A 26,186-nucleotide genomic window follows, 5' to 3' on the forward strand; every position below is an offset into this window, starting at 1 on the left:
GCAAGACCTCTCAGAACACATTTAGGCAATAAGCCAAACAAAACACAATAACTGAGAGTAAAACCAAGAGAGACGATCACATGACTAAGCAAACTGTTGTAGTGGCACTGGGCGGTAATGCCCTACTTCGCCGCGGCGAGCCACTCGAAGCTGATATCCAACGCCAGAACATTGCCAAAGCGGCAAAAACCATTGCGGAAATTGGCAAAGAATACAATGTGGTTCTTGTTCACGGCAATGGCCCTCAAGTTGGCCTGCTAGCCCTACAAGGGTTGGAATACAAAAAGGTTAATCCATACCCATTGGACGTACTGGGCTCAGAAACCCAAGGCATGATTGGCTACATGCTAATGCAAGAGCTAAAGAACCTACTGCCGGAGCAAGACGTCTCCTGCATGCTAACCCAAATGACGGTAGACCCGAATGATCCTGCCTTTGCGGATCCAACCAAGCCAATCGGCCCGGTCTACGAAGAAGCCGAAGCCCGCGAGATGGCAGAGAAATACCACTGGACAGTCAAGCCTGACGGCCAGTACTTCCGCCGCGTGGTGCCAAGCCCACTACCAACCGGTATTGTTGAAAGCGATGCAATCACTGCCCTTATCAAACAAGAGCACCTAGTGATCTGTACCGGTGGCGGCGGTATCCCGGTGAAAAAGGAAAATGGCAAGTTGGTTGGTGTTGAAGCGGTTATCGACAAAGACATGTCTGCAGCATACCTTGCCCAGCAGCTTGATGCCGATGCCCTATTGATCCTGACCGATGCCGATGCAGTGTACCTAGACTGGGGTAAACCAACCCAGAAAGCACTGCGCAGCACCAACCCTCGCGAGCTGGCTCAATATGCCTTCGATGCCGGCTCTATGGGACCAAAAATCGATGCCTCATGCGAGTTCATCAACAAAGGTGGCAAGCTAGTTGGTATCGGCGCCCTTGAAGATGGCCTAGCCATCCTAAAAGGTGAAGCTGGCACAAATATTATTGCAGAATAAAAGAATATTTATTCACAAAACATAAATAATACGTTAAACAATACATAATAGCTTCCGGTGGCGGGGCAACCATTACAACCCAGCCCTTCCCCGGACAGAGAGATACAGATTCAGAGAGGATAACATCATGGCTTTTAACCTTCGCAACCGTAACTTCCTAAAACTTCTAGACTTCACTCCACGTGAGATCCAGCACCTACTAGAACTATCTGCTGAGCTGAAAAAAGCGAAGTACAACGGTTACGAGCAGCCTCGCCTAACTGGCAAGAACATCGCACTGATCTTCGAGAAAACATCAACTCGTACACGCTGTGCATTCGAAGTAGCCGCTTTCGATCAGGGCGCACAAGTTTCTTACCTTGGCCCATCTGGCTCTCAAATCGGCCACAAAGAATCAATGAAAGACACCGCTCGCGTTCTTGGCCGCATGTATGACGGTATCGAATACCGCGGTTTCGGTCAGGAGATCGTTGAAGAGCTAGGCGCTTACGCTGGCGTACCTGTATGGAACGGCCTAACTGACGAATTCCACCCAACACAAATCCTGGCTGACTTCCTGACTATGATGGAACACGGCCGTGGCAAACAGTTACACGAAATGAAATTTGCCTACCTAGGCGATGCGCGCAACAACATGGGTAACTCCCTAATGGTTGGTGCAGCGAAAATGGGTATGGACATCCGCCTAGTCGCACCTAAGCAATTCTGGCCTGAAGAAGCACTTGTTGCTCAGTGCCGCGAAATCGCTGAAACCACTGGCGCGAAAATCACTATGACTGAAGACGTACAAGAAGGCGTTGAAGGCGTAGACTTCCTATACACTGACGTTTGGGTATCTATGGGTGAAGCGAAAGAAGCATGGGCTGAGCGTATCAACCTAATGCTGCCTTACCAGGTCAACATGGACATGATCAAAGCCACTGGCAACCCACACGTTAAATTCATGCACTGCCTACCAGCCTTCCACGGCGAAGACACCACAGTTGGTAAGCAACTAGCAGCAGAATACCCAGTACTGGCACAAGGCTGTGAAGTAACTGATGAAGTAGTTGAGTCTGACTACTCTATCGTATTCGACGAAGCAGAGAACCGTATGCACACCATCAAAGCTGTGATGGTTGCCACACTGGGTCAGTAATCGACTCTCTTGAGTGTAACTACTCTCAAACCCATACCGGCCTTCGGGCCGGTATTTTTATTCCAGCCAATTTTCCCCAGTCGCTCTCTTCGTTCAAAAACAAGCCCTTACAGTTCACAGGGTTAGAACACGATTCCTAGCCCGTAAAACACCCCTGAAAAATGCATAAAATTCCGCTAAATGAATACTTTAGGCAAACGCTTGCGTTCGCAAAAAATGGGGGTATAATCCTTCGCAATTTGTCTAGAGAGAGATAAAAAATGCGCCCGTCTTTTCAGCTAAACCTGATGACCCTTCGCCGATTTTCGGCGGAAGCGCCGTTTTTTGTTTTTCCTGTTGTTGTAAAAAGAGCCTCCTTTTTAAAGGGGGCTTTTTTTTGCCTGCTGTCCACACCAGCCGGCACCTGTCGTTCATCATCGTAATTAAAAGGGAAGAGAAGCCATGGCGAATTCGCTGTTTCAAAAGCACATCATTTCCATTCCGGAACTGAGCCGTAGTGAGCTTGAGCTAGTTGTCGAGACGGCTGGCAAACTAAAAGCCGAGCCGAACCCTGAACTTCTGAAGAACAAGGTTGTTGCAAGCTGTTTCTTCGAGCCATCTACCCGTACCCGTTTGTCTTTCGAAACCGCTATCCAGCGCCTGGGCGGTACTGTGATTGGTTTTGATAACGGTGGTAACACGTCACTTGCGAAGAAAGGCGAGACCCTAGCCGACTCGGTACAGGTCATTTCTTCCTATGTTGATGCCTTCGTCATGCGCCACCCGCAGGAAGGGGCTGCCCGCCTTGCTTCTGAGTTCTCCAACGGCGTGCCTATCATCAACGGTGGCGACGGTGCTAACCAACACCCAACCCAGACCCTGCTGGATTTATTCACTATCTACGAAACCCAGGGCACACTGGATAATCTGAATGTCGCGTTTGTCGGTGACCTGAAATACGGCCGTACCGTCCACTCCCTCACCCAGGCGCTCGCCAAGTTCAACAACGTGAAGTTCTTCTTTGTTGCCCCGGAAGTACTAGCAATGCCTGACTACATCTGTGAGGAACTAGACGAAGCCGGCATCAGCTACAGCGTGCATGACTCGATGGAAGAAGTGATTCCAGAGCTGGATATCCTGTACATGACTCGCGTCCAGAAAGAACGCTTCGACGAGTCTGAGTACGCCCACATGAAAGCAGCCTACATCCTTACCGCACCGATGCTGGCCGAAGCCCGTGACAACCTGAAAGTACTGCACCCGCTGCCACGTATTGACGAAATCACGACTGACGTCGACAAAACTAAGCATGCTTACTTCTTCCAGCAAGCAGAAAACGGTGTGTACGCACGTGAAGCCCTATTGGCACTGGTCCTAAACGAAGCAATCTAAGCAGGAGAGAATATAATGGCGAAGGAAACACAACTACAGGTCGAAGCGATCAAAAACGGCTCGGTGATCGACCATATCCCTGCAAACATTGGCTTCAAGGTGCTGAAGCTGTTCAAGATGCACAAAACTAACCAGCGCGTAACGGTTGGCCTGAACCTGCCATCATCGGCTCTGGGTGCAAAAGATCTTATCAAGATTGAAAACATCTTCATCAGCGAAGAGCAGGCAAGCCAACTGGCACTGTATGCACCACAGGCGACAGTTAACCAGATCGAAAACTACGAAGTCGTGAAGAAGCTGAACCTGACCCTGCCAGAGCAAATCAATGCCGTGTTCAAGTGCCCGAACACCAACTGTATTTCACATGGCGAACCGGTAGACAGCAGCTTCAAAGTCATCACCAAGAAAGAAGATATCCAGCTTAAGTGTAAATACTGCGAAAAGGTCTTCTCACGCGAAATCGTCACAGAGAACCACTAAAATTTCACAGTTAGATTCGCTAAATAGCTGAAAAAGCTGTCTCATTAGCGACATTTCCTGCCCTAGGAAAAAGAAAGCCTGCTCAACTTTGAGCAGGCTTTTTTATTCTCACTTCCGGCAAAGATCGATCCCACTCCTCTCACTACCTTTAAGTTTCCAGCCCCGCGTGCTGGATAAAACAACAAAAATAAAGGCAAGTGAAATGAGAAAAATTGCGCAAAAGATTGTGGCAGGTAAGCCAGGGCTTGCCCGCCCCTGTAGTATCCTTCTTGCAACTCTCGTCCTATCGGGTTGTGTTACCAGCAATGGTCCTGTCCAACAAACCTACCAGCACTCCGCCAATGAAATGGTGGTCATCGGCGTACCTATGCTAATGGGTGGGTTTGGCTCCGCTGTCCCCATCAACGATGACTACATGATAACCGCCAAGCATGTCGCCCAACTGTCTTGGGATACCGGTGTTATCTACCACCCGGCCTGTGATCTTGCCCTGATCCCACGCGCTTCCAATGCCCAGCCAACCTGGGGCCTAATCTACCCTGATCAGGCAGTGATCCACCACGGTCATTCACTGGTTGGCACCACCGTAAGCGGTGAGGGTAAATACCTCCAAGATGTGGTCGATACCAATACCGATTGCCTGTACTCGTTAAGCGATGCGCCGGTTATGTCCGGTATGAGTGGTGGGCCGGTATTCAATGAAGACGGCGAGATTGCAGGGATAACCGTTGCCATCGTCAACAACCCGGAAGATTTGCAAAACCTCAAACCGGCTACTCGCTACAGCCAGTTTGTTCCTTCACCATTGATCTTCGACTGGTTAGATGCGCTGGGTATCGAGGTTAACTCTGCCAGTGCCGAACTTGCCGGCATCAAGGTATCGGACTACGTCGCCACCCTCAACCGCCCTGGTACGGAGACGCTTCAAATAGCTAATAACAACGCGCAATCGACAGTTGAAACGCCGCAAAGGCGTACATTTATGCCTGCATATCAGTACAACACCTACAACCCTAATAATTTGTCTGGTCTGAACCTTCCCGAGGAAAATGATGGGGTTGCAGCAAATCAATCCAAACCAGACTCTAAGTTAAATCCTCGGGTGCTACTCAATCAGTCGGGATATAATTCCTCATTCTAACCAAATAGATGGCGTTTTGTTTTGGTGATAGGGGTCAATAAATTACTCTGACAATGTTGATATGATGCCCTTGCAAGATTATGCAACCGAGGCATTATATCTTGCGTCAGGGTAGCCACCTTTGTTCACCGATAAGAAGCACAGACTTCCAGACAAATCAGACGGTGCGCAGGCTGCTAACGAGATACGATCAAAGTCCCAACAGAATAACAAGGAGTTGCCCGTGAGTGGATACAGTATGCACGGAGCGATGGAAGCTTTCTGCCAAGAAGAGAGCATCACTTCCGCCTGCAAACGACTATTGCAGCAACAAAGCTTTTCAACCCAAGATGATATCCGCAAGCAGCTCATCGCAATGGGGTTTGAAGATGTGAGCCAATCGACAGTGTCCCGCCTGCTGTCGAGACTAGGCGTAGCGAAAGTACCCAACGCCTACGGTAAAAAGGTCTACTGCCTAACGGTAGAGAGTGAGCCGGTTCAAGTTGGCTCATCGATCGCTTCACAGATCGAGTTTATTACCCATAACCAATTGGTCGTGGTGGTGAAAACCCACCCCGGCGGTGCTCAGTTGGTCGCTAGGCTGATTGACATCCAGCCCCATGCCGAGATCCTCGGTACGGTCGGCGGTAATGACACTGTGATGGTGGCACCGAAGGACATCAGCCGCATTGATGAATGCGAAAAGGTGGTTAAAGCAAGACTGGGGATCCCAGCTTGAACAATAGGCTAAGCTAAGCGGGCCAGCCCAAGACCACACTGCCATTACCGAACGAACAGAGAAAAACTAAGCAAAAAGGCAGCCTTAGCAGCTTCATGCTGTCTTTTTGCCCAGCCTACCTGAAACCCTTTGACCTCTTCGCCATTGGGTTGCAAACTAGACCTCTAACGGTGACCTACAACTATATTTAAGTAAGGACAAGAAATGACTCAAGTACTTCACACAGAGCAGGCTCCAGCTGCAATCGGCCCTTATGTACAGGGTGTTGACCTAGGTAACATGGTTCTGACTTCAGGCCAGATCCCTGTGAACCCCCAAACAGGTGAAGTGTCTGACGATATCGCTGAGCAGGCTCGCCAGTCACTAGAAAACGTTAAGGCTGTTGTGGAGTCTTCTGGCCTGAAAGTGGCTGACATCGTAAAAATGACCGTCTTCGTAAAAGACCTGAATGACTTCGGTACAGTTAACGAAGTGTACGGTAAGTTCTTTGACGAGCACAATGCACCATACCCAGCACGCTCTTGTGTTGAAGTTGCTCGTCTGCCAAAAGACGTAAAAATTGAAATCGAAGCCATTGCCGTTCGCAAATAATTGCCCCGGCGCGCTGAAATACAAAAAAGCTGCCTTTGGCAGCTTTTTTCATTTTGGCAGAGAAGGGTACCACCAGCACTAACAACGCATGTCGCTAGGCATTCGCTAAGGTCAGTGCGAGCACCTGTGGAAACCAAGCCGTAAAACACTCAGGCTCCTGCTCCAAGGCCGCCTGAAGCTCACTTTGCGCCCACCAGCGATAAGCCATGACCTCTTCTGGGTTTGCCGTTATCGCTATATCGGAAGCCTCTGCCACCAAGACATGATCCAACTCGTGTTCGACCAAATCGTTATCCAGCTCAGCGTGGTATACAAAGCTGGCGACATCTGACAGCTCATGGATGCCGACAATCCCCATCTCTTCACCCAAGCGACGGATACCCGCCTGACTCATCGACTCACCCAAACGGGGATGCGAGCAGCATGTGTTGGTCCACAGACCGCCACTATGATACTTACCTAGGGCACGTTGCTGCATCAGGAACTCACGCTCGTTACCACCGTCGCGGTAAAGCAAAACCGAAAACGCCAAATGCAATACGCCGTCCCGGTGCGCCTGCATTTTTTCCTCAACGCCAAGCTCCCTGCCCTGCGGATCGACTAATATAACCTGTTCTTCAATCATGGTACGTTCAACTATAAAAACAAAAAGGACACGCTGGGCATGTCCTTAATCATTCAACAATGGCAAGAGAGCTTATCGATTAGCTTGCCGAGCGACTGTCCGCTTCAGCATTGAGCTCTTCCAGTTTTGCGGCCATCAAATCACGGCACTGATTAGACAACTGGCGAACATCTTCTTTAGTCAGCCCATCAACTGAAACGGGAGGCAACATTTCGACGATCACCACACCGTTATCCCACTTATTCAGTTTAACATTTACCGTGCTACTACACACAATCGGGACAATCGGCACACCCGCACCGATCGCGGCATGAAATGCACCTGTTTTGAATGGTAGCAGACCGCGACCACGGGAGCGGGTCCCTTCCGGGAACATCCACACTGAAACATTACGCTCTTTGATCTGATCAATCACCTGGCCAATCGTGCCCACCGCCTTACTGCGGTTAGCACGGTCAATCAAGATATTTCCGGTTAACCAGTAAAGCTGACCAAACAACGGCATCCAGGCAATACTTTTCTTACCCACGGTCACAGTGCGAGGCTGGATGGCACCCGACACAGTAAACATATCGTAGTTATTCTGGTGGTTCGCTAGGTATACGCTTGGAACAGGCTGGTCCCCTTCAGGGAAACGAAGCTCCAGCTTAATGCCGAAGATACGTGCCATCTTGCAGAAGTGACGGCCAACAATATAGACATTCTTAGGGTTACGAGGGCTGAACAAACAGTAACCACAGCCAAATACAAACATGAACACAGCAAAAACTGCGACAGCAATCATGCGCAATAGAAATAACATCAGACTCTCCTCAGCGTACAAGCGTTCGCTAGTATACTTAGGCTGCGGGAAAAAACACCTTTTATGTGCACAAATTAGACCACATCCTACCTCTTTCTGCCCCGAACTGCTGGAAAACGCACAAAAAAAGCCCTCCATCAGGAGGGCTTCCAATAAGCGTCAATAAAAACCTTATTCGGCTTCAGGCTCTTGCGGTGCGTCTATTTCAAAACGCGTCACCCGCTGCAGGCCACGAGGCAGCATGCTACCACGACGGCCACGCTCGCCACGGAAGTTATCCAAATCGGCTGGCTTAAGGCCTAGCTTACGCTTGCCTGCATATAAGGTCAGGGTACTGCCTTTTGGCAGTACCACTAACTGGGACAGGAACTCTTCCCGCGCTTTCGAGCGGGCTGCCGGGATATTGATGATCTTGTTACCCTTACCTTTACCAAGCTGAGGCAGCTCCTTGATTGGGAACAGCAACATCCGGCCTTCGTTGGTAATCGCCAGGATCTCATCGCTCTCCAGATCAGCAATACACTGTGGCTGCATCACTTCGGCATTTTCCGGAACCGTCAACAAGGCCTTACCGTTCTTGTTCTTCGATACCATATCACTGCATTTACAGATGAAACCGTAACCGGCATCAGAGCCCATCAGCCATAACTGATCGTCATCGGCCATCATCACTTGGCGGACGTGGCTGCCCGGCGTCAAATTCAAGCGACCCGTAATCGGCTCACCCTGACTACGTGCCGATGGCAAACTATGGGATTCAAGCGCATAGCTCCGACCATCCGAGCCAAGGAAAACCGCAGGCTGGTTGCTCTTACCTCGTGCATGGGCCTGATAGCCATCACCAGACTTGTAGCTCAATGAGGTTGGGTCAACCTCATGACCTTTGGCATGGCGGATCCAGCCTTTCTCAGACAGTACCACTGTGATAGCTTCTGAAGGGATCAGTTCTCGCTCGGTCAGTGCTTTAGCTTCTTCACGCTCTACCAATGGCGAACGGCGATCGTCACCGTACTTCTCGGCATCGGCCAAGATCTCTTTCTTGATCAAAGTGCTTAAGCGACGCTCTGAGCCCAGTAGCTTCTCGAGGTGATCACGCTCTTTTGACAGCTCATCCTGCTCACCGCGGATCTTGATCTCTTCCAGCTTAGCCAACTGGCGGAGTTTGATTTCAAGAATCGCATCAGCCTGGATAGCAGATAGGCCAAAGCGAGACATCAGCTCAGCCTTCGGATCATCCTCGGTACGGATGATCTCGATAACCTCGTCAATGTTGAGGTAAGCCGCCAACAAACCTTCAAGGATGTGCAAACGGGCATTAACCTTATCCAAGCGGTGCTGCAAGCGACGACGTACTGTGGCGCGGCGGAATTCAAGCCATTCCGAGATAATCTGTACCAAGCCTTTAACCTGCGGACGGCCATCAAGGCCCAGCATGTTAAGGTTTACCCGGAAGCTCTTTTCCAGATCAGTCGAGGCAAACAGGTGGTTCATCAACTGCTCGCTATCAACACGGTTAGAGCGCGGTACGATCACGATACGAGTCGGGTTCTCGTGATCCGATTCGTCACGCAGGTCTTCCACCATTGGCAGCTTCTTGGCACGCATTTGGCTGGCGATCTGCTCAAGCAGCTTCGAGCCAGAAACTTGGTGTGGCAATGCGGTGATCACAATATCGCCGCTTTCCTTGTGCCATACCGCACGCATCTTGATGCTGCCGCGACCGGTACGGTAAACCTTTTTCAGATCGGTCTTCGATGTAATGATCTCCGCCTCGGTCGGGTAGTCCGGCCCTTGAACGAATTCCATCACCTCATCAAGCTCTGCTTTCGGGTTCTCAATCAGGTGTACGGCAGCATTCGCCACTTCGCGGGCATTATGCGGCGGTATATCCGTCGCCATACCAACAGCGATACCGGTCACGCCGTTAAGCAGGATGTGCGGCAATCGGGCTGGCAACATCTTCGGCTCTTTCATCGTGCCATCGAAGTTCAGGCCCCAGTCGACCGTCCCCTGCCCGAGTTCGTTGAGCAACACTTCAGAGAAACGCGACAAGCGCGATTCGGTATAACGCATCGCGGCAAAAGATTTCGGATCGTCCGGCGCACCCCAGTTACCCTGGCCATCAACCAACGGGTAGCGGTAGGAGAAAGGCTGCGCCATCAACACCATGGCTTCATAACACGCCGAATCACCGTGCGGGTGGTATTTACCCAACACGTCGCCGACGGTACGGGCAGACTTCTTGTACTTGGCCGTTGCCGACAGGCCCAGCTCTGACATCGCATAGATGATGCGGCGCTGTACTGGCTTTAGGCCGTCGCCGATAAACGGCAGGGCACGGTCCATGATCACATACATGGAGTAGTTGAGGTAGGCGTCTTCGGTGAACTTACGCAGCGGGAGCTGTTCAACGCCGTCCATTGAGACATCAGTCATCGTTGGGTATTCCGTTTACGTTTCTGGCCCATGCATCGTCACAGGCCATCAAATCATCAAGCAGGGCTGGCTAACAAATGCGATAACCAACCCCATCAATCACACTTCGGCCATGTCGCCTTTGCTCTGCAACCAGTGGCGGCGGTCTTCCGCACGCTTCTTGCCTAGCAGCATATCCATCATCTCGTTGGTCTGCTCATCATCATCGATAGTCAGCTGAACCAAACGGCGGGTATTCGGATCCATGGTCGTTTCACGGAGCTGGAGCGGGTTCATTTCACCCAGACCTTTGAAGCGCTGGACATTCACTTTACCGCGCTTGTTGCTCAGGCGGTCGAGGATGCCGTCTTTCTCGGCATCATCAAGGGCATAATAGACTTCCTTGCCAAGGTCGATACGGTACAGTGGCGGCATCGCAATATAAACATGGCCAGCACGGACCAAGGACTCGAAGTGACGGACAAACAATGCGCACAGCAGAGTGGCAATATGCAGACCATCCGAGTCGGCATCGGCCAGGACGCAGATCTTGCCGTAGCGCAAGCCGCTCAAGTCGTCGCTGTCTGGGTCAATACCCAAGGCAACTGAAATATCATGGACTTCCTGCGAAGCCAGTACCTGATCGGCAGAGACTTCCCAGGTGTTCAGGATCTTACCGCGCAACGGCATGATAGCCTGGAATTCACGGTCACGGGCCTGCTTGGCAGAACCACCCGCCGAGTCACCCTCGACCAAGAACAGTTCAGTACGTGACAAGTCCTGCTGCGAACAATCTGCCAGCTTACCCGGCAGTGCTGGGCCCGAGGCAACCTTCTTACGCACCACTTTCTTGCTGGCACGCATACGGCGGTGGGCATTGGCGATACAGACTTCCGCCAACTGTTCGGCAATCTGTGGGCGCTCGTTCAGCCATAGGCTGAAGGCATCTTTGACGACGCCAGAGACAAACGCAGCACACTGGCGGGATGACAGGCGCTCTTTGGTCTGGCCGGCAAACTGCGGGTCTTGCATCTTGACCGACAACACGTATGAACAGCGGTCCCAGATATCATCAGCGGTCAGCTTCACTCCACGTGGCAGCAGGTTGCGGAACTCACAGAATTCGCGCATCGCATCGAGCAAACCCTGGCGCAAGCCGTTGACATGGGTACCGCCCTGCGCGGTCGGGATCAGGTTCACGTAACTTTCTGTGATCAGTTCACCGCCTTCCGGCAACCACAGCAAGGCCCAATCAGCCGCTTCGGTCTGGCCACTGAATACACCGGTAAACGGTTCTTCCGGCAACAGGGTGTAGCCCTTCACGCCTTCTGCCAAGTAATCTTTCAGGCCGTCTTCGTAGCACCAACGGATAGTTTCGTCACTTGCCTTGTCGGTAAAGACAATTTCAAGCCCCGGGCAAAGCACTGCTTTGGCCTTAAGGATGTTTTTCAGGCGAGAGACAGAGAATTTCGGGCTATCGAAGTATTTCGCATCCGGCCAGAAGTGAACCCGGGTTCCCTTGGCGCGACGACCACAGGTGCCGATCACTTCCAATTCACTGGCTTTGTCACCGTTTTCAAAAGCAATCTGGTAAACCTGGCCATCACGTTTCACCGTGACCTCGACGCGGGTCGACAAGGCGTTGACGACCGAGATCCCTACCCCGTGCAAACCACCGGAGAACTGGTAATTTTTACCTGAGAACTTACCACCGGCATGGAGTTTACATAGGATAAGCTCTACCCCTGAAACCCCCTCTTCCGGGTGAATATCTACCGGCATCCCCCGGCCATCATCAATCACTTCCAGTGACTGATCCGCATGAAGAATGACCTCTACCTTGCGGGCGTGGCCAGCCAAGGCTTCATCGACACTGTTATCGATGACTTCCTGGCCTAGGTGGTTAGGCCGTACCGTGTCGGTATACATCCCCGGACGGCGGCGTACTGGCTCAAGGCCATTTAGAACCTCAATGGCTCCAGCGTTATAGCTTTGCTCTGTCATAATTACGGAAAGTTACGGAAAAATTTCTGCCACAATAGTCAGTAACCCCAGCTCGGTTGTCAAGCTAGGGTCGATAATGTGGCCCACAATTGTGAGTCGAATTTGATCCAAGTCGGGACAAATTCCTCTCAAGCAACAAGTGCTCGGAAGATATTACAAGCCCAAGAATCGAATGATTTGTTCAGGGTAACGTTCAAATCCGACAAAACTATGATCCCCTTCGGGTTCAACGGTTTGCCGGCAGGCCGAGTATTTCTCGACAGCCTGGCGGTAATCCAGTACCTCGTCACCTTCTTGTTGAAGCAACCATAGTTGCTCAGGGTGGCGGAGTTTGGCCACATCCATCTGGCGCAGTTCATCCATATGTTTGGGCTCTAGGAAATAGCGCTCCCCGGTATAGGGGTTTTCCTGCTCACCCAAGTAATCCTGCAATAACTCATAAGGCTTCACCGCAGGATTAACCAATACCGCAGGCAACTGATAGCAGTCATTGAGCCAGGTAGAGATATACCCCCCCAGCGAACTGCCGACCAAGCCTATCTGGTATTGATGACGCAATGATTGCACCAGCTCATCAATAAACGTAGCAGCATCTGCAGGGTAGCAGGGGATCTGCGGGATCTCGACCCGGATATCTGGCCGTTCACGGCGGCAGTACTCAGCCATAACCGTTGCCTTGAGGGATTTCGGCGAGCTATTAAAGCCGTGGATATACAATAGCAACGGCTTCATTTAGTAACCTGCGGACTCAAAATTCGGGGTAAAGTCATGGCCTTCCAAGCGATGGACCTGAGTTTCAAGGCGCCCATCACTGTGCAATGACAAATAACGCCAGCCCGGGCTTTTCTGATCCAAGGCAAAGTCATGGGAATCTGGCTGGAACTGGATGCAGGTCGATGGTGTCGCCAGTACCCTGACATCTTGATGGATGCGGTCCAACTCCTGGTGGATATGACCGCACAAAATCGCCTTAACCTGCGGATAACGGCCAATGACCTGCCAGAACGGTTCGCTGTTGTGCAACTGGTGCTGATCAAGCCAAGTGCTGCCAGCCGGCAAAGGGTGATGGTGCAACAAGACCAGCGCATGGCGGTCAGGGTGAGCCGACAGTGCCTCATCGAGCATCTCGAGTTGTTCCTGGCTCAGTTCACCGTGCGGAACCCCTTTGACCTGGCTGTCCAGCAGGATCACCTGCCAATGCTCTCCCGCCAATACTTGATGGCAAGGCTTGATCTGCGGCGATGGCAATACCGCCTGCATGCTTGGTTGGTAATCATGGTTGCCCGGCAGCCAGAAACATGGCTGAGACCAGCGTGCTATACCATCGCAAAAGCGCTGGTAGGAATGTTCGGTATGGTCTTGGGAAATATCGCCCGTCGCCACGATAGCATCAAAAGGGCGTGCAGCAACATCTACCGCATTCAGTACGGCATGAAAGCTGTCTTTTGTCGCGACACCCAACAAACTGCCGCCGTCATCGGCAAACAGGTGGGTATCGGTAATTTGCAGGAGAACCACACTATCGCGGTTCGTCTGTGGCAGAGTAAAAGTCTGCAAAACGTCAAAAACCTTGTCTATCTGATTCTATTAACAAACCGACTGTCTGCTGATCCCGTTTTTTAGGCAATACGCCAACCAGTCTCCCAGAAAACGGTTAACTTGATGCTTCTCATCTTTCTGATGCATCCGCATGTTGGGGTAATCATACCTTGGCTTCAGACGCGAAGTCTGCTGGGCGGAACACACTTCTGCGACCCTGGCATCGTGGTACAACCTGATCGTCATTTTCGGGATCAGGTAATCCGGCAGTGATTCTTCTGCCTTGAGATGGAGTTCAACCACTGTGGTATATCGGGTCGATTCAGTAATGGTCAGATGATATTCCTGTTCCGAAACACAATAAATGCATTGGTCCCCTACCTGATCGCTTTTTGGCAGCAATGGGAGCAACTTCGCATAGTTGGTTTCGTAAAGTCGCATGATACCAGCAAAATCAACAGTGTATCTTCTATTCAATCGGTATCCTCAGTGAGTGTGGTCGTCTAACGCGCAGCCTGCAACCGAGTGTAGTTCAATTGCAGCCATTGCAGGGCAATGATCGAGGCCGCATTCTCAATTTTACCAGATTCTACCCACTGGTAAGCGTCTTCTCGAGAAACCACATGCACTTTGATATCTTCGCCTTCCTCTTCCAGGCCATGGATCCCTTCTGCCGTTGTACTGTCTATCTCACCGACAAAAATATCCAAGGTTTCCGAGCAACCACCAGAGCTAGACAGGTAACGGGTGATTTTATGCAACGAGCCAACTTCAACGCCCGCTTCTTCCACTGATTCACGGCGGACAACATCATCCGCCTTTTCACCCGGCTCAATGATTCCAGCCACTATCTCTAGTTGCCATGGCGAGCAATCAGCAGCCATCGCACCGACCCGGAATTGTTCAACCAATACAACCTGATCAGTATGGGGGTCATAAGGCAACATAGCCGCAGCATGGCCACGCTCAAACATTTCACGGTCCAATGGCTGACTCCAGCCTCCCGCAAATAGGCGATGGCGAAAACGGTATTTCACCATGCTGAAAAAACCTCGGTACAAAGGCTCCTCGGCGAGAACTTCGACGTCGTCACGAGAAAACTGTCCTGGTCCGCCTTGCTTAGCACCTGTTTTTGCCATGTTTTTATTCCTTTTGCCCTTTCTGACACGGCCTCCGGCCGACGAAGGCATATATCATTCCATTCCCGCCAAGGAACGGCAATGATTTAATTCAACATTTATGACAATTATTGTGATTTTTTTTAAGTCGCTTTTCGCCACGAAAAGCTTAAAATCACATTTAATCCAGTAAAATATCGTAAAATAAAGTAAATTGTTCAATGATCAGTTTCAGGCAAGGAAACATAGGTTAAACTGGAGCCTTGCTCTTATTTTTGTCAGGACCAGGAAAGGCATACATGAAAAAATTGCTTCCGCTTTTTGTTAGCTTTGCGCTTGGCGGTCTTAGCCATACTGCACTGGCTGATGATCTCGCCGAAATCTACCAACAAGCAAAACAAAATGACCCTCAGCTGCTACGTGCGGCTGCCGATAAAGACACTGCGTTCGAAGCGATTAACTCTACTCGAAGCGCATTGCTACCACAGATTAATCTAACAGCTGGCTACAACATCGCTCGTATGGATGGTGATGCCGATGGTTTCAACGGTGGTCTTACCCTAGACCAGTCGATCTACAACCGTACCAGTTGGGTAAACCTAGATATCAGCGAGAAAGTAGCACGCCAGAGTGATGCGTTTTATGCTACTTCTCAGCAAGGCCTGATCCTGCGTGTCTCTGACGCCTATTTTGCCGTGCTGCGTGCAATGGATGACCTAGAATTCGTCCGTGCCGAAAAAGCCGCAGTGGGTCGCCAGCTAGAACAAACCAAACAACGTTTCGAAGTTGGCCTATCAGCGATTACCGATGTTCATGATGCCCAGGCACAGTACGATAGCGTGCTAGCAGATGAAATTTTGGCAGAAAACTCACTGACTAACAGCTACGAAGGCCTACGTGAAATCACCGGCCAGGCCCACACGGACCTAAGCGTTCTGGACACCCGCCGCTTTAGTGCCAGCGCGCCTCAATCACGCGTTGAAAGCTTGATCACAGATGCTGAGACAGAAAACCTTAGCCTGTTGACTGCCCGTATTTCCCAAGACATCGCCCGTGACGAAATTGCCCTGGCAGAGTCTGGCCATTTGCCAACCCTGTCTTTCAATGCTGGTTATAACTACGATGACAAAGTTGCATCAACGGACGACGGTACGCTAACAGCCGGTATCAACCTTGCGCTTCCTGTTTACACCGGTGGCCGCGTGACCTCTGAAGTCAAACAGGCCCAATACGGCTATGTAGCAGCAAGCGAAGATCTGGAAGGCTCTTACCGCAGTGTTGTTCGTGACGTCCGCGCTTTCTACAACAACATCAATGCCTCTATCGGTGCCCTACGCGCTTACCAGCAGTCTGTGGTTTCTGCCCAGTCAGCCCTTGAAGCGACAGAAGCCGGTTTCGATGTGGGTACCCGTACCATTGTTGATGTACTAGATGCGACTCGCCGTCTGTATGATGCCAACCGCCAGCTGGCAAATGCTCGCTACGATTACATCATCAGCCAGCTTCAGCTAAAACAAGCCGTTGGCTCACTGAACGAACAAGATATCTTGGACGTTAACGCAGGCCTGGTAAAAGCGAAGTAATCACAACCTAGCTTAAGCAAACCATATAAAAAAAGCGCCCTCAATGACGGCGCTTTTTTAGTATCTTTGCCTAGCCAAAGCCCTGCTCTTATTGAGAGGTTTTCAGGCTAAGTCCAAGGAGAGGCCCTGTTAGCCCCTTCCCCCTTTAATCGCTTCAATGATTTCGGTTGTCGAACAGCCGTCCTCGAAGTTAAGCACGCGAACCTCACCACCAGCCGCAATCACTTCCTGGCCGCCGGCAATTTCTTCCGGCTTGTAATCGCCCCCCTTGACCAACAGCGTCGGCAGGATCTCACTGATCAGGCGCTGCGGGGTTTCTTCGCTAAATGGCACGACCCAATCAACGGCCCCCAAACCTGCCAACACGGCCATACGACGGTCTTCAGGGTTCACCGGGCGACCTGGACCTTTGAGCACTTGAACAGAGCTGTCTGAGTTCACCGCAACAATCAAGCGATCACCCAGTTTAGCGGCTTCATTGAGATAAGCGACATGGCCGGCATGCAAGATATCGAAACAACCATTGGTCATCACCACTTTCTCGCCACGGGCACGGGCCGCTTTGACCGCTTGCTTAAGCTGCGCTTCACTGATCACACCAAAACCGCTGTCCTGGCTGCCGTGAATCGCTTCCGTCAGTTCAATGGTAGACAAGGTCGAGGTACCCAACTTACCCACTACAACACCGGCTGCCGCATTGGCCAGTTTGCAAGAATCGGACAGTGACTTGCCCGCCGCCAGCGAGGCCGCCAGTACCGAAATCACCGTATCACCAGCACCGGTCACATCATAGACCTCTTTGGCCTGGGTCGGCATATGCAGCGGCTCCTGGCCTTTTTGCAGCAGGGTCATACCGTGCTCACTGCGGGTCACCAACAGGGCTTCAAGCTCAAAACGCTCAATCAATGCCAAGCCTTTTGCCACCAAATCCTCTTCAGACAGGGCTTTGCCCGCTACCGCTTCAAACTCTGATAGGTTTGGCGTTAGCAGCGTTGCCCCACGGTAGCGTTCAAAGTCCGCCCCTTTCGGGTCAACCATCACTGCAATACCAGACTTACGTGCCAACTGGATCATCGCCTGGACATGCTCAAGGGCTCCCTTGGCATAATCCGATAGCACAACCACTTTGCTCGATGTCAGTGCCTGTTCCATGCGGGGTAAAATCACATCCGCCGGCACGTTGTGGAAACCTTCCTCAAAATCCAAACGGATCATCTGCTGACCGCGGCTCATCACCCGCAGTTTGGTGATGGTTGGATAGTCCGGCAAAGTCACAAAGTCACAGCGCACATCCAATGACGATAGCTTTTCCGACAATGCACGGGCAGGTTCATCAATGCCAGTTAAGCCCACCAAACGGGCATGCCCGCCCAGCGCTGCGATATTCATGGCCACGTTGGCCGCACCACCCGGACGCTCCTCTACCTGATCGACTTTTACTACAGGGACGGGGGCTTCAGGGGAAATACGGCCTGTCGGCCCATACCAGTAGCGATCTAGCATGACATCACCCACGACCAGCACGCCTGCTTGATCATAATCAGGAAGAGTCAGTTTCATTTTTTTCTCCGGGATTGTGATAACCCCCAAATATTAACACAAAGCCAAATTAGCATGCATCTGCTCGGGGGATTTCAACGATGATTCAACCACAAAGAGCGAGAAAAAGCCTCGCCCTTGTGTTCAATATTACGTGTTAGGCTCTAGCAATGATTGCCAGATCGTTTGGACACATTGGCGCTCATCTGCAAAACGCCCTTCTTCCACATAGGCCGGTAAGCCCAGCAAGCTCAAGCGGTGTATTTCATCCCGCATCACACAATAGGCCTGCTTAAGCTGCATCGCTTGTTCCGGTGCCAAGATATCGTAATCGGCCATGGTATCGAACAAGCGGACATTATCAGACCAACGGGTTAGGGCCTTTTCTTCAGCCGCGTGCTGCAAAACCAAGTACTGGGCTAAAAACTCGATATCCGTGATCCCACCTTTGTCCTGCTTGAGACCGAACATTCCCGCCTTCTTGCTGCCGAGGTGCTCACGCATCTTGTGGCGCATATCAACCACTTCCTGACGCAAGGGGGCAGCCTCCCGGCTGGACATCAGGATAGATTGCCTTACATTGGCAAACGCTTGCTGGAGCGGAGCATCCCCATAAATCATTCTTGCCCTGACCAACGCCTGATGCTCCCAAGTCCAGGCTTCTTTTTGCTGGTAATCGGCGAAAGCCTCCATAGTACTGACCAGCAGCCCCGAAGCCCCTGATGGCCTTAGCCGAACATCCACTTCATACAACACGCCCGAGGCGGTACGGGTTGAGAATAAATGAACAATTCGCTGTGCCAACCTTAGGTAGAACTGCCTGCCGTCTATCTCTTTGCGGCCATTGGTGTAGACATTATCTGGGCAGTCATGGAGGAAGACCAAGTCCAAATCGGAACTGTAGCCCAGCTCCCAACCACCGACCTTGCCATAGCCCAACACCGCGAAGCCTCGCCCGCTTCGCTCAAGCAAATGCGTCGGCTCACCGTATTTTTCCACCATTTGCAGCCAGGCCTGGTTAACTACGGCAGCAACAATGGCTTCGGAAAGATACGTCAGATGATCACTGACCTTCATCAAAGGCAATGCGCCAGCTATATCTGCCGCTGCGATACGCAGCAATTGGGTCTGCTTGAACTGGCGAATAGCCTCCATCTGCTGCTCCATATCCTCTTCAGGAATACGGGCAAGGAATTCGCGTAGCTCGTCACCGTAGTGTTCAAGCGGGGTCGGGTTGTAGAGATGTTGGGGATCAAGCAGCTCATCGAGCAGGATCGGGTATTGGGCCAACTGGGTGGCGACCATTGGACTAGCCGCACATAGACGCACCAGTTGCTCAAGTGCCGCCGGATGCTCACTGAGCAGCTCGAGGTAAGTGGTTCGGGTTGCAATACGGACAATCAGTTTACTGACCCGCTCCAATACGGCTGGAGCATCGTCCCGGGTCACTATTAGCATCAACACTGCAGGCATCAACTTGGCGAGGACTTCGCGGCCACGGGGCCCAAGCGTACGTTTCGATAGCTCAGCCTTCATATTGCTCAGTACAGAAAGTTGACTCTCTGCTTCAGGCGCATTGAGCTCGGCAAGGATCGCTGTCACTACCTCTGGATCTTTTATCATCGCCCACATTTCATGGAACTGGGCCGTGGCTTCACTTTGCGGCTCTTCCTCATCACTGCCGATGATGTCATCGAACACTGCGTGGATTGCTGCCATATTGCAGCCAACCGCCTGCTCTAACCCAGCCCAATTATCAAAACCCATCGCCAATGCCAAGCGGCACTGGTCGAGCGGTTTATCCGGCAATGTCTGGGTCTGCTTGTCATCAATAGCCTGCAAAAGGTTTTCCAACTTGCGCAAGAACGCATAGCCCTGCTCGAGATCATCGACTTGCTGGCAAGGCAATAAACCCTGAGCCCGAATTGCCTGCAGGGTCTCACGCAAGCCACGCCCGCGTAATTCAGGCGTGCGGCCACCACGGATCAACTGGAAAGACTGGGCGATAAACTCCACTTCGCGGATCCCGCCCGGACCGAGTTTGATATTGTTGGTGAGGCCTCGGCGGCGCACTTCGCTACTGATCATCGCCTTCATCCGGCGCAATGACTGTATGGCGCTGAAATCAATATAGCGGCGGAACACAAACGGCCGCAGCATCTGGCGCAACTCCTGGTACTGGGAGAAACTCTCCTTGCCCATGACCCGCGCTTTGATTATGGCGTAACGCTCCCAGTCACGGCCTTGCTCCTGGTAGTAATCTTCCAGTGCAGCATAGCTCATGACTAACGGGCCACTATCACCAAACGGGCGCAAGCGCATATCGACCCGGTAGCAGAAACCATCGAAAGTCTGCTGGTCAAGGGCTTTGATCAAACGCTGCCCCAAGCGGGTAAAGAACTGGGCATTGGCCAGGCTACGGCGCCCACCTTGGGTTTCGCCATTTTCCGGGTAGGTAAAGATCAAATCGATATCGGACGAGAAATTGAGCTCGCCTCCCCCGAGCTTACCCATCCCGAGGATCAGCATAGGCTGGGCTTCACCACAACTGTTCATCGGTGTGCCCCACTCCTTGCAGCATTGTGCATAAAGCCAGTTGTAGGCTTCCATGATCATCGCTTCGGCCAGCATAGAAAGGTGGCCAAGGCTCAAATCCAGGCTGTTATGGCCGACAAAGTCCCGCCAGGCAATCCAAACCATCTCACGGCGGCGGAACTGACGCAGCACCCGCATCATGCCCGTTTCATCATTCACTGCTGCCAATGCGTCAGCCAAATCGGAGCGATAGTTTTCTGCCCGTTCAGGGTCGTCCAAATGCAAGGCTAACCACGGCAATAAGGCCGCATCTCGGGCTATCGAGGCGGTAATAAAATCACTGTAGGCCAATGCCTGCTTGAGTTCGCCAAGCTTCTCCTGAGGCCAATCAGCTATTGCCTCTGGTTGGGCGCTGCTAACTTTATCCCACGCCTTGTCCATTGCGGTTTGGAAGCGATCCTGCACAGTCATAGGGGTTCCTTTTCAAATACCGTTGTCTTACCTACCCAACACATTTTACCAAAACCATACTGGCTGGCCGGGTATTGATTGTCCTTACGATAGCACAACGCCCGCGCGAGGCGGGCGTTGATTTGATAGCAAAAGTGTATTTATTTATACACTGAAGGCTTGGATTTTCTTTTCCAATTCAGTGGCATGATTTTGCATTGCATCCGAGGTCTCCGACAGTTCGGTCACCACCACGACCGACGCTTCCACCAGTTCGCGAACGTTAGTCAGGTTCTGGTTCATCTCGTCAGCAACCGCGCTCTGCTGCTCGGCTGCCGATGCGATCTGGAAGTTCATATCATTGATCAAACTGACCTGCTCAACGATTTTATCCAGCTCGCCACCCGCACTGGTCACCAAATCTACCCCTTCGGCCGCTTCAACCACACTTTGTTCCATTAAACCTACTGCCTGTTGGGCACTGGTTTGCAGCTGGGAAATCATTTCCTGGATTTCAACCGTTGCCGTTTGGGTGCGCTGGGCGAGGTTACGTACCTCGTCTGCCACTACGGCAAAGCCACGTCCTGCATCACCGGCACGAGCAGCTTCAATTGCTGCATTCAGCGCCAGCAGGTTGGTTTGCTCTGAGATACTCTGGATTGTGACAATGACAGTGCCGATTTGATCAACACGCTCTTCGACCTGATTCACTGCATTGGCTGACTGGCTAATATCCTGTGACAACTGGTTGATAGTACCGATAGTCTGGGATACGAACTGCTGCCCCTGGACAGCCTGTCCCGATGTCCCCTCCGTTGCACTCGAGGCCTCACGGGCATGCTCAGCCACGGTCTGCACCGTCGAGGTCATTTCACTCATCGCCGATGCCAACTGGTCGATTTCATTGAATTCTTCCTTCGCCGACTCCTTGGTTTCAATCATGCTAATCGACATCACTTCAGCCAAGCCTGATAGCTCACCGGCGGCATCGCGCTGGTTACAAATCACTTCACGCAACTGAAGGCGGGTCTTTTCCAATTCTTTGGCCAAGTCACCGTATTCATCACGGCACTCCATCACTATCGGCTGGGTCAGGTCCCGGGCAGCCAGTCGCTTAATGCTATCAGCCAGGTATCGGGTCTGACGCAGCATGACATGGGATCCCCCCAGCAAAATCACTACAAAGGCAATGATCATCAAAGCCGTTTGCCACGCCACCTGAACCAGATACTGCTGGTAATAAGCGTCAGCTTCCGAGGCTGGCTGCGAGGCCACCACCACCCAGTTCAAACGCGGCAATTCAACCGCATATTCAAAACGTGATTGATCAGAAAAAATCAGGCTGGCTTGCCCATTTAACTGCTGCAAGGCACGGTTGAGGCTACCCTGGCTGTCTATCTCTCCGTGCAACTCAGACAATGCATGGACACTTGGGTGGCCTATTACCTTGTTGCTTCCCCGCTCGACCAAATAGACATAGGCGCCGCTGTTCATGGCAGCCGCCTGTGCGGCAACTACTTGCTCAACCAGTACTATATCTTGCTGGCTAGCCGATGGCAGGGCTTGAATGACAGCCGCAGTGGCTTGCGCTTGTTCTTGCGCCCTGTCTTGTTGGATATCCACTACCGATTGGTAGAAAGTGCTGGCATCCCAAAGCTGCTTGCCGACCAACAAAATGGTACTAAACACCATTAGCAAGAGCAGTTTGGGGATCAACCGGATATTTGTCAGCCCTTTCTCCCAAGGCTTGAAAACCATTTTGGTCATGTGGTATCTCCATATATGCTTGATACTCCTACGCAGAATCAGCTCCCAAGTAAGGTGGTCAATTCTGCACAGGGTGTAGGGAAGTCGGTGCCTAGAAATCTATTTATTTTTCGCACCGAAACAATACATCTCATTCTATCTATCGGCTGCGCAGTACAAAAATTTAATGATGAAAAAGATCGACCCCGTCAAATATGAACTCAACCCGATGAGCTTGATGTCATTGGTATTGTCGTTTCTATCACTGACCATAGTGACGACCATGATCTTCTTGCCCAAAGAGAGTAATGGCTACTTGTTGCTGCTCGGCATCGATACCTTTATCTGCTTGGTATTCTGGTGCCAACTGCTAGCGGATTTTTGCCGTAGCAAGGATAAAACCACCTACCTCAAAACCCATTGGATCGACTTTATCGCTAGTATCCCGATCATCGAGCAAATTCGTTTCGCCCGCCTACTGCAAATCTTCCGGGTGATCCGACTGATCCGCTCAAGCCAACACGTGCTTAACCAGATTCGTAGCAACCGCCGCGAAGCAACCGTTGCCAGTATCTTCCTGCTATTAACCGTGTTGGTCTCGGTTGGCTCGGCCCTGATGCTGATTCTTGAGGGTAAAGTCCCTGAGTCCAATATCAAAGATGCCAGTGATGCCCTGTGGTGGGTATTCGTCACCATTTCCACTGTCGGATATGGTGACCACTACCCGGTGACAGTGCTTGGTAAAATGCTAGCTGCGGTCATTATTGTCTGTGGGGTTGGTTTGTTTGGTATGGTGGCCGGTCTGGTGAGTTCCATCATCTCCGATCCGGAGCAGAAAAAAGAGCAGGATGATGCCCGTCACGAACGAGAGTGGCAAATGATGCTAGCCAACCAACAGCAATTAATCGAGCGCCTTGAAACCATTGAAAAAAAGCTGGAAAAGAGCAATCACAACGAATAGTCCATAACAAAACACCCGGCATTCGCCGGGTGTTTTCACTAAAGAATCGCGCCTGTTAAGGCCAGTATGGCATGAGCTCGATACCCATCTGGCGGGTCTGATCCATCGCATGGATCAACGACTCCTCTTTGCGCTGGAGCCATTTTTCAATCTGGCTGCGATCCTCTTCGTCTTCCTGTTCACCCAACAACTGGCGGATAGGTTCAAGGTGGCGAAGATCCTCAATTCCCTGCTGCAGATCGAGCCACGGCATGCGAAAAGCCATTCGCTTTTCCTCTTCGTATAAGGAGGCAAAGCTCAAGCCACTCATCAAATTGCGGATCAAGCGCGGCTGCTGGTCGAGATAGTCAACCCGGTTAAGCTGCCGCTCAGCCGGAAAGACATCAAGCAACTCCTGCCACGACCGTGCCAGCATATTATCGGCAAACCCTTTAACCGGCTCGGCCAAGCGGGCGCGGGACTTATCATCGAGGAACGGCTGCCAGCCACGGCTTAAGATCCAACGGCTCAAGTTAAGTAGCAAACCGCAGTAACGTGCCGAGCTGAGCAGGAGCAACATGTCGTTGTCGTCTGGTAGTTCCGCTTGAACAACCTCGAGTTGCTTGACCAATTGCTTGCGGGCATTTAGCTTTTTCAGTGCATGGCCTTTTTCAGCCAGCAAATACTCCAAGCCTTCTGAATCACCCAGCCAGTCCAACTCTCCTTCTAGCCACTGCAGTTCCTGGCGCAATAGGGCACTGGCCCGACGCGGGATCATACCGCCAAAAGTGACGAGGGTTTGGCGAATCAAGCCCAATGCTTGCTGGATTTGAACCAATGCCTTTGGCTCTTGGCGCTCAGCAAAGATTTGCTCATGGTAATGCCAATGACCCAGTGCGTGTTCAAGGGTTTTGACAAACACCGTTTCAACCGACTCATTACCGTCGAGTTTGACAGGCTCGAGTTGGGTCACTTCATCGCCCTGGTAACCTGCCGCCAAACGGTAGCCTCTTGCGGCTTTGCTCAAGTTACCGAGGCGCATGCCACCATCGGCGCACAATTCACGGGCCAAAGTAAACAAGGCATCAGTTTGACCTGACTTTAACTCCAGCTCAACTTCACAGATCGGCGTCGTGTCACCATTGGCACTCACTTCCCCTTGGTCAAAGGCCAGTTCGACCTGACTGCCATCGGGCATCGCAACCAACCATTGCTGGCGGACGAAATCAGTAGAGAAAAGCGGCGCAAGTTGCTGCTGGGTAAGCTCAACATCAAACCCTTCCGGCCAGGCATCAGCTGGATGCAGGGCAAGATCAGGCTCGGTGCTGTTGGTTTCGGCATTGTATTCCGGACGCTGGTGCAGTCCGGCGACCACGCGGCCGGCGGTCTTCAATGTTTGGACAAATACATCATCAAAACGACGGATCCGAAGACCGATATCGTGCTGGCGAAGAATTTGGTCTGGGGTGTCGAAGTAGACATTGCCTAACTCGCGACGACTTTGCTGCAGAACTTTCGCTTCAGCGATTTTTTTCAGTAACTGGCTCGAAAATTCTGGTGAGACGAAAAACTTCAGTTCTATCTCAGTTTCCATAGTTCTACCTATAAACAGTGGCAAACCAAGGATATTGGCAATTGCACTCCGGGGCAAGTCTGAAATATAAACAAAACCTTGATCGAAATTAGTTCCCCTATACTTACTTATGCGTTACCATGCGCGCCTTAATGACCATCGCTCAAGAATTAGCCATTTAAGGCACTTTCTAGGTTATTCGGCTATGCCAGTAAATACTATTATGGGGCTATTTGCTAAGTCCCCGATCAAACCCCTGCAACGTCACGTTACCCGTGTAAATGAGTGTTGCGAATTGCTAGTCCCTTTCTTCGAAGCCTGTAAGGCGGGTGATTGGGATCAGGCGGCTGTCCTGCGCGAGCAGATCTCCCAGCTTGAAAAAGATGCGGATGTGCTTAAGCGAGAAATCCGTCTGAAGCTTCCTCGTGGCCTTTTCATGCCAGTCGATCGTACTGACATGCTTGGTCTACTGACCCAGCAAGATAAGCTTGCCAACTTGTCGAAAGACATTGCGGGCCGCGTCTTGGGTCGCCAGCTTCAAATTCCTTCCGAAATGTATCCTGACTTTATCGCCTACGTTCAACGTTGCCTTGACGCCGCCAACCAGGCGAACCGTGTCATCAACGAACTGGACGAGCTTCTTGAAACAGGCTTTAAAGGCAGAGAAGTGACGCTCGTGGCTGAGATGATTAACCAGCTTGACGTTATCGAAGACGATACCGACAGCATGCAGATCAAGCTTCGCCAACAGCTCATGTCCATCGAAGACCAACTCAGTCCGGTGGATATCATGTTCCTTTACAAGATTCTCGAGTGGGTTGGTGCTATCGCTGACCAGGCACAACGTGTCGGCTCTCGTCTTGAAATCATGCTATCGCGCTCATAA

The 26,186-nt window shown here is 51.6% G+C and carries 23 protein-coding genes; 10 read left to right on the plus strand and 13 right to left on the minus strand.

The window, feature by feature from the left end; genetic code table 11:
- The first annotated feature begins 80 nt into the window (after positions 1-80).
- Positions 81-992 (plus strand): carbamate kinase, encoded by a 912-nt coding sequence (gene arcC, locus C9J01_RS18190; protein ID WP_107299566.1) that lies wholly within the window; start codon positions 81-83, stop codon positions 990-992.
- A gap of 127 nt (positions 993-1,119) precedes the next feature.
- On the plus strand, positions 1,120-2,130 hold the full coding sequence (locus tag C9J01_RS18195; protein WP_107299567.1) for an ornithine carbamoyltransferase: 1,011 nt from the start codon (positions 1,120-1,122) through the stop codon (positions 2,128-2,130).
- Positions 2,131-2,373: 243 nt separating this feature from the next.
- On the opposite strand, the gene C9J01_RS29520 is transcribed toward C9J01_RS18195, so the two are convergent.
- Positions 2,374-2,592 (minus strand): hypothetical protein, encoded by a 219-nt coding sequence (locus tag C9J01_RS29520; RefSeq protein WP_146157093.1) that lies wholly within the window; start codon positions 2,590-2,592, stop codon positions 2,374-2,376.
- On the opposite strand from C9J01_RS29520, the gene pyrB reads away from it, so the two are divergent.
- The 5 genes from pyrB (at position 2,572) to C9J01_RS18220 (ending at position 6,431) form a co-directional block, all read left to right on the plus strand.
- Positions 2,572-3,501: an aspartate carbamoyltransferase gene (gene pyrB / locus C9J01_RS18200; RefSeq protein WP_107299568.1), complete on the plus strand. Its 930-nt coding sequence runs from the start codon at positions 2,572-2,574 to the stop codon at positions 3,499-3,501. The genes C9J01_RS29520 and pyrB overlap by 21 nt on opposite strands.
- A gap of 15 nt (positions 3,502-3,516) precedes the next feature.
- The gene (gene pyrI, locus C9J01_RS18205; RefSeq protein ID WP_107299569.1) at positions 3,517-3,981 is read left to right on the plus strand and encodes an aspartate carbamoyltransferase regulatory subunit; all 465 of its coding nucleotides are present in this window, start codon (positions 3,517-3,519) and stop codon (positions 3,979-3,981) included.
- Between the two features lie 202 nt (positions 3,982-4,183).
- Positions 4,184-5,122, plus strand: coding sequence for a serine protease (locus C9J01_RS18210; RefSeq protein ID WP_237157006.1), 939 nt, complete (start codon positions 4,184-4,186; stop codon positions 5,120-5,122).
- A 238-nt stretch (positions 5,123-5,360) separates the two neighbouring features.
- On the plus strand, positions 5,361-5,840 hold the full coding sequence (locus tag C9J01_RS18215; protein ID WP_107299570.1) for an arginine repressor: 480 nt from the start codon (positions 5,361-5,363) through the stop codon (positions 5,838-5,840).
- A gap of 204 nt (positions 5,841-6,044) precedes the next feature.
- The gene (locus C9J01_RS18220) at positions 6,045-6,431 is read left to right on the plus strand and encodes a RidA family protein (RefSeq protein ID WP_039456204.1); all 387 of its coding nucleotides are present in this window, start codon (positions 6,045-6,047) and stop codon (positions 6,429-6,431) included.
- 94 nt (positions 6,432-6,525) lie between these two features.
- Here the strand turns inward: C9J01_RS18220 and idi are convergent, their stop codons facing one another.
- The 8 genes from idi to nudF form a co-directional block, all read right to left on the minus strand.
- The gene (idi, locus tag C9J01_RS18225; protein ID WP_107299571.1) at positions 6,526-7,056 is read right to left on the minus strand and encodes an isopentenyl-diphosphate Delta-isomerase; all 531 of its coding nucleotides are present in this window, start codon (positions 7,054-7,056) and stop codon (positions 6,526-6,528) included.
- A 79-nt stretch (positions 7,057-7,135) separates the two neighbouring features.
- The gene (locus C9J01_RS18230) at positions 7,136-7,858 is read right to left on the minus strand and encodes a 1-acylglycerol-3-phosphate O-acyltransferase (protein WP_107299572.1); all 723 of its coding nucleotides are present in this window, start codon (positions 7,856-7,858) and stop codon (positions 7,136-7,138) included.
- 171 nt (positions 7,859-8,029) lie between these two features.
- A complete protein-coding gene (parC, locus tag C9J01_RS18235) occupies positions 8,030-10,294 on the minus strand; it encodes a DNA topoisomerase IV subunit A (protein WP_107299573.1) in 2,265 nt (754 codons plus the stop codon).
- A gap of 99 nt (positions 10,295-10,393) precedes the next feature.
- Positions 10,394-12,277 carry a DNA topoisomerase IV subunit B gene (gene parE, locus C9J01_RS18240; protein WP_107299574.1) on the minus strand — a complete coding sequence of 628 codons (1,884 nt, stop codon included), beginning with the start codon at positions 12,275-12,277 and terminating at the stop codon, positions 10,394-10,396.
- Positions 12,278-12,430: 153 nt separating this feature from the next.
- Positions 12,431-13,009, minus strand: a complete 579-nt coding sequence (gene yqiA / locus C9J01_RS18245) for an esterase YqiA (protein ID WP_107299575.1) — start codon at positions 13,007-13,009, stop codon at positions 12,431-12,433.
- A complete protein-coding gene (cpdA, locus tag C9J01_RS18250) occupies positions 13,010-13,834 on the minus strand; it encodes a 3',5'-cyclic-AMP phosphodiesterase (RefSeq protein ID WP_107299576.1) in 825 nt (274 codons plus the stop codon).
- Positions 13,835-13,864: 30 nt separating this feature from the next.
- Positions 13,865-14,293, minus strand: coding sequence for a DUF1249 family protein (locus tag C9J01_RS18255; RefSeq protein WP_107299577.1), 429 nt, complete (start codon positions 14,291-14,293; stop codon positions 13,865-13,867).
- 26 nt (positions 14,294-14,319) lie between these two features.
- On the minus strand, positions 14,320-14,955 hold the full coding sequence (gene nudF, locus C9J01_RS18260) for an ADP-ribose diphosphatase (RefSeq protein ID WP_107299578.1): 636 nt from the start codon (positions 14,953-14,955) through the stop codon (positions 14,320-14,322).
- A gap of 278 nt (positions 14,956-15,233) precedes the next feature.
- Here nudF and tolC point away from each other — a divergent pair, with 278 nt between their 5' ends.
- Positions 15,234-16,517: an outer membrane channel protein TolC gene (gene tolC, locus C9J01_RS18265; RefSeq protein ID WP_107299579.1), complete on the plus strand. Its 1,284-nt coding sequence runs from the start codon at positions 15,234-15,236 to the stop codon at positions 16,515-16,517.
- A 129-nt stretch (positions 16,518-16,646) separates the two neighbouring features.
- Here tolC and hldE read toward each other — a convergent pair whose 3' ends face one another.
- The 3 genes from hldE to C9J01_RS18280 form a co-directional block, all read right to left on the minus strand.
- A complete protein-coding gene (gene hldE, locus C9J01_RS18270) occupies positions 16,647-18,077 on the minus strand; it encodes a bifunctional D-glycero-beta-D-manno-heptose-7-phosphate kinase/D-glycero-beta-D-manno-heptose 1-phosphate adenylyltransferase HldE (RefSeq protein WP_107299580.1) in 1,431 nt (476 codons plus the stop codon).
- Positions 18,078-18,206: 129 nt separating this feature from the next.
- On the minus strand, positions 18,207-21,062 hold the full coding sequence (gene glnE / locus C9J01_RS18275; protein WP_107299581.1) for a bifunctional [glutamate--ammonia ligase]-adenylyl-L-tyrosine phosphorylase/[glutamate--ammonia-ligase] adenylyltransferase: 2,856 nt from the start codon (positions 21,060-21,062) through the stop codon (positions 18,207-18,209).
- Positions 21,063-21,206: 144 nt separating this feature from the next.
- Positions 21,207-22,808, minus strand: coding sequence for a methyl-accepting chemotaxis protein (locus C9J01_RS18280; protein WP_107299582.1), 1,602 nt, complete (start codon positions 22,806-22,808; stop codon positions 21,207-21,209).
- A 169-nt stretch (positions 22,809-22,977) separates the two neighbouring features.
- Between C9J01_RS18280 and C9J01_RS18285 the strand changes: the two genes are divergently transcribed.
- Positions 22,978-23,748 (plus strand): potassium channel family protein, encoded by a 771-nt coding sequence (locus C9J01_RS18285; RefSeq protein ID WP_107299654.1) that lies wholly within the window; start codon positions 22,978-22,980, stop codon positions 23,746-23,748.
- Between the two features lie 55 nt (positions 23,749-23,803).
- On the opposite strand, the gene C9J01_RS18290 is transcribed toward C9J01_RS18285, so the two are convergent.
- Positions 23,804-25,321 (minus strand): CYTH and CHAD domain-containing protein, encoded by a 1,518-nt coding sequence (locus C9J01_RS18290; protein WP_107299583.1) that lies wholly within the window; start codon positions 25,319-25,321, stop codon positions 23,804-23,806.
- A gap of 184 nt (positions 25,322-25,505) precedes the next feature.
- On the opposite strand from C9J01_RS18290, the gene C9J01_RS18295 reads away from it, so the two are divergent.
- Positions 25,506-26,186 (plus strand): TIGR00153 family protein, encoded by a 681-nt coding sequence (locus C9J01_RS18295; protein WP_039456252.1) that lies wholly within the window; start codon positions 25,506-25,508, stop codon positions 26,184-26,186.

The organism is Photobacterium rosenbergii (assembly GCF_003026455.1).
Classification (GTDB): domain Bacteria; phylum Pseudomonadota; class Gammaproteobacteria; order Enterobacterales; family Vibrionaceae; genus Photobacterium; species Photobacterium rosenbergii.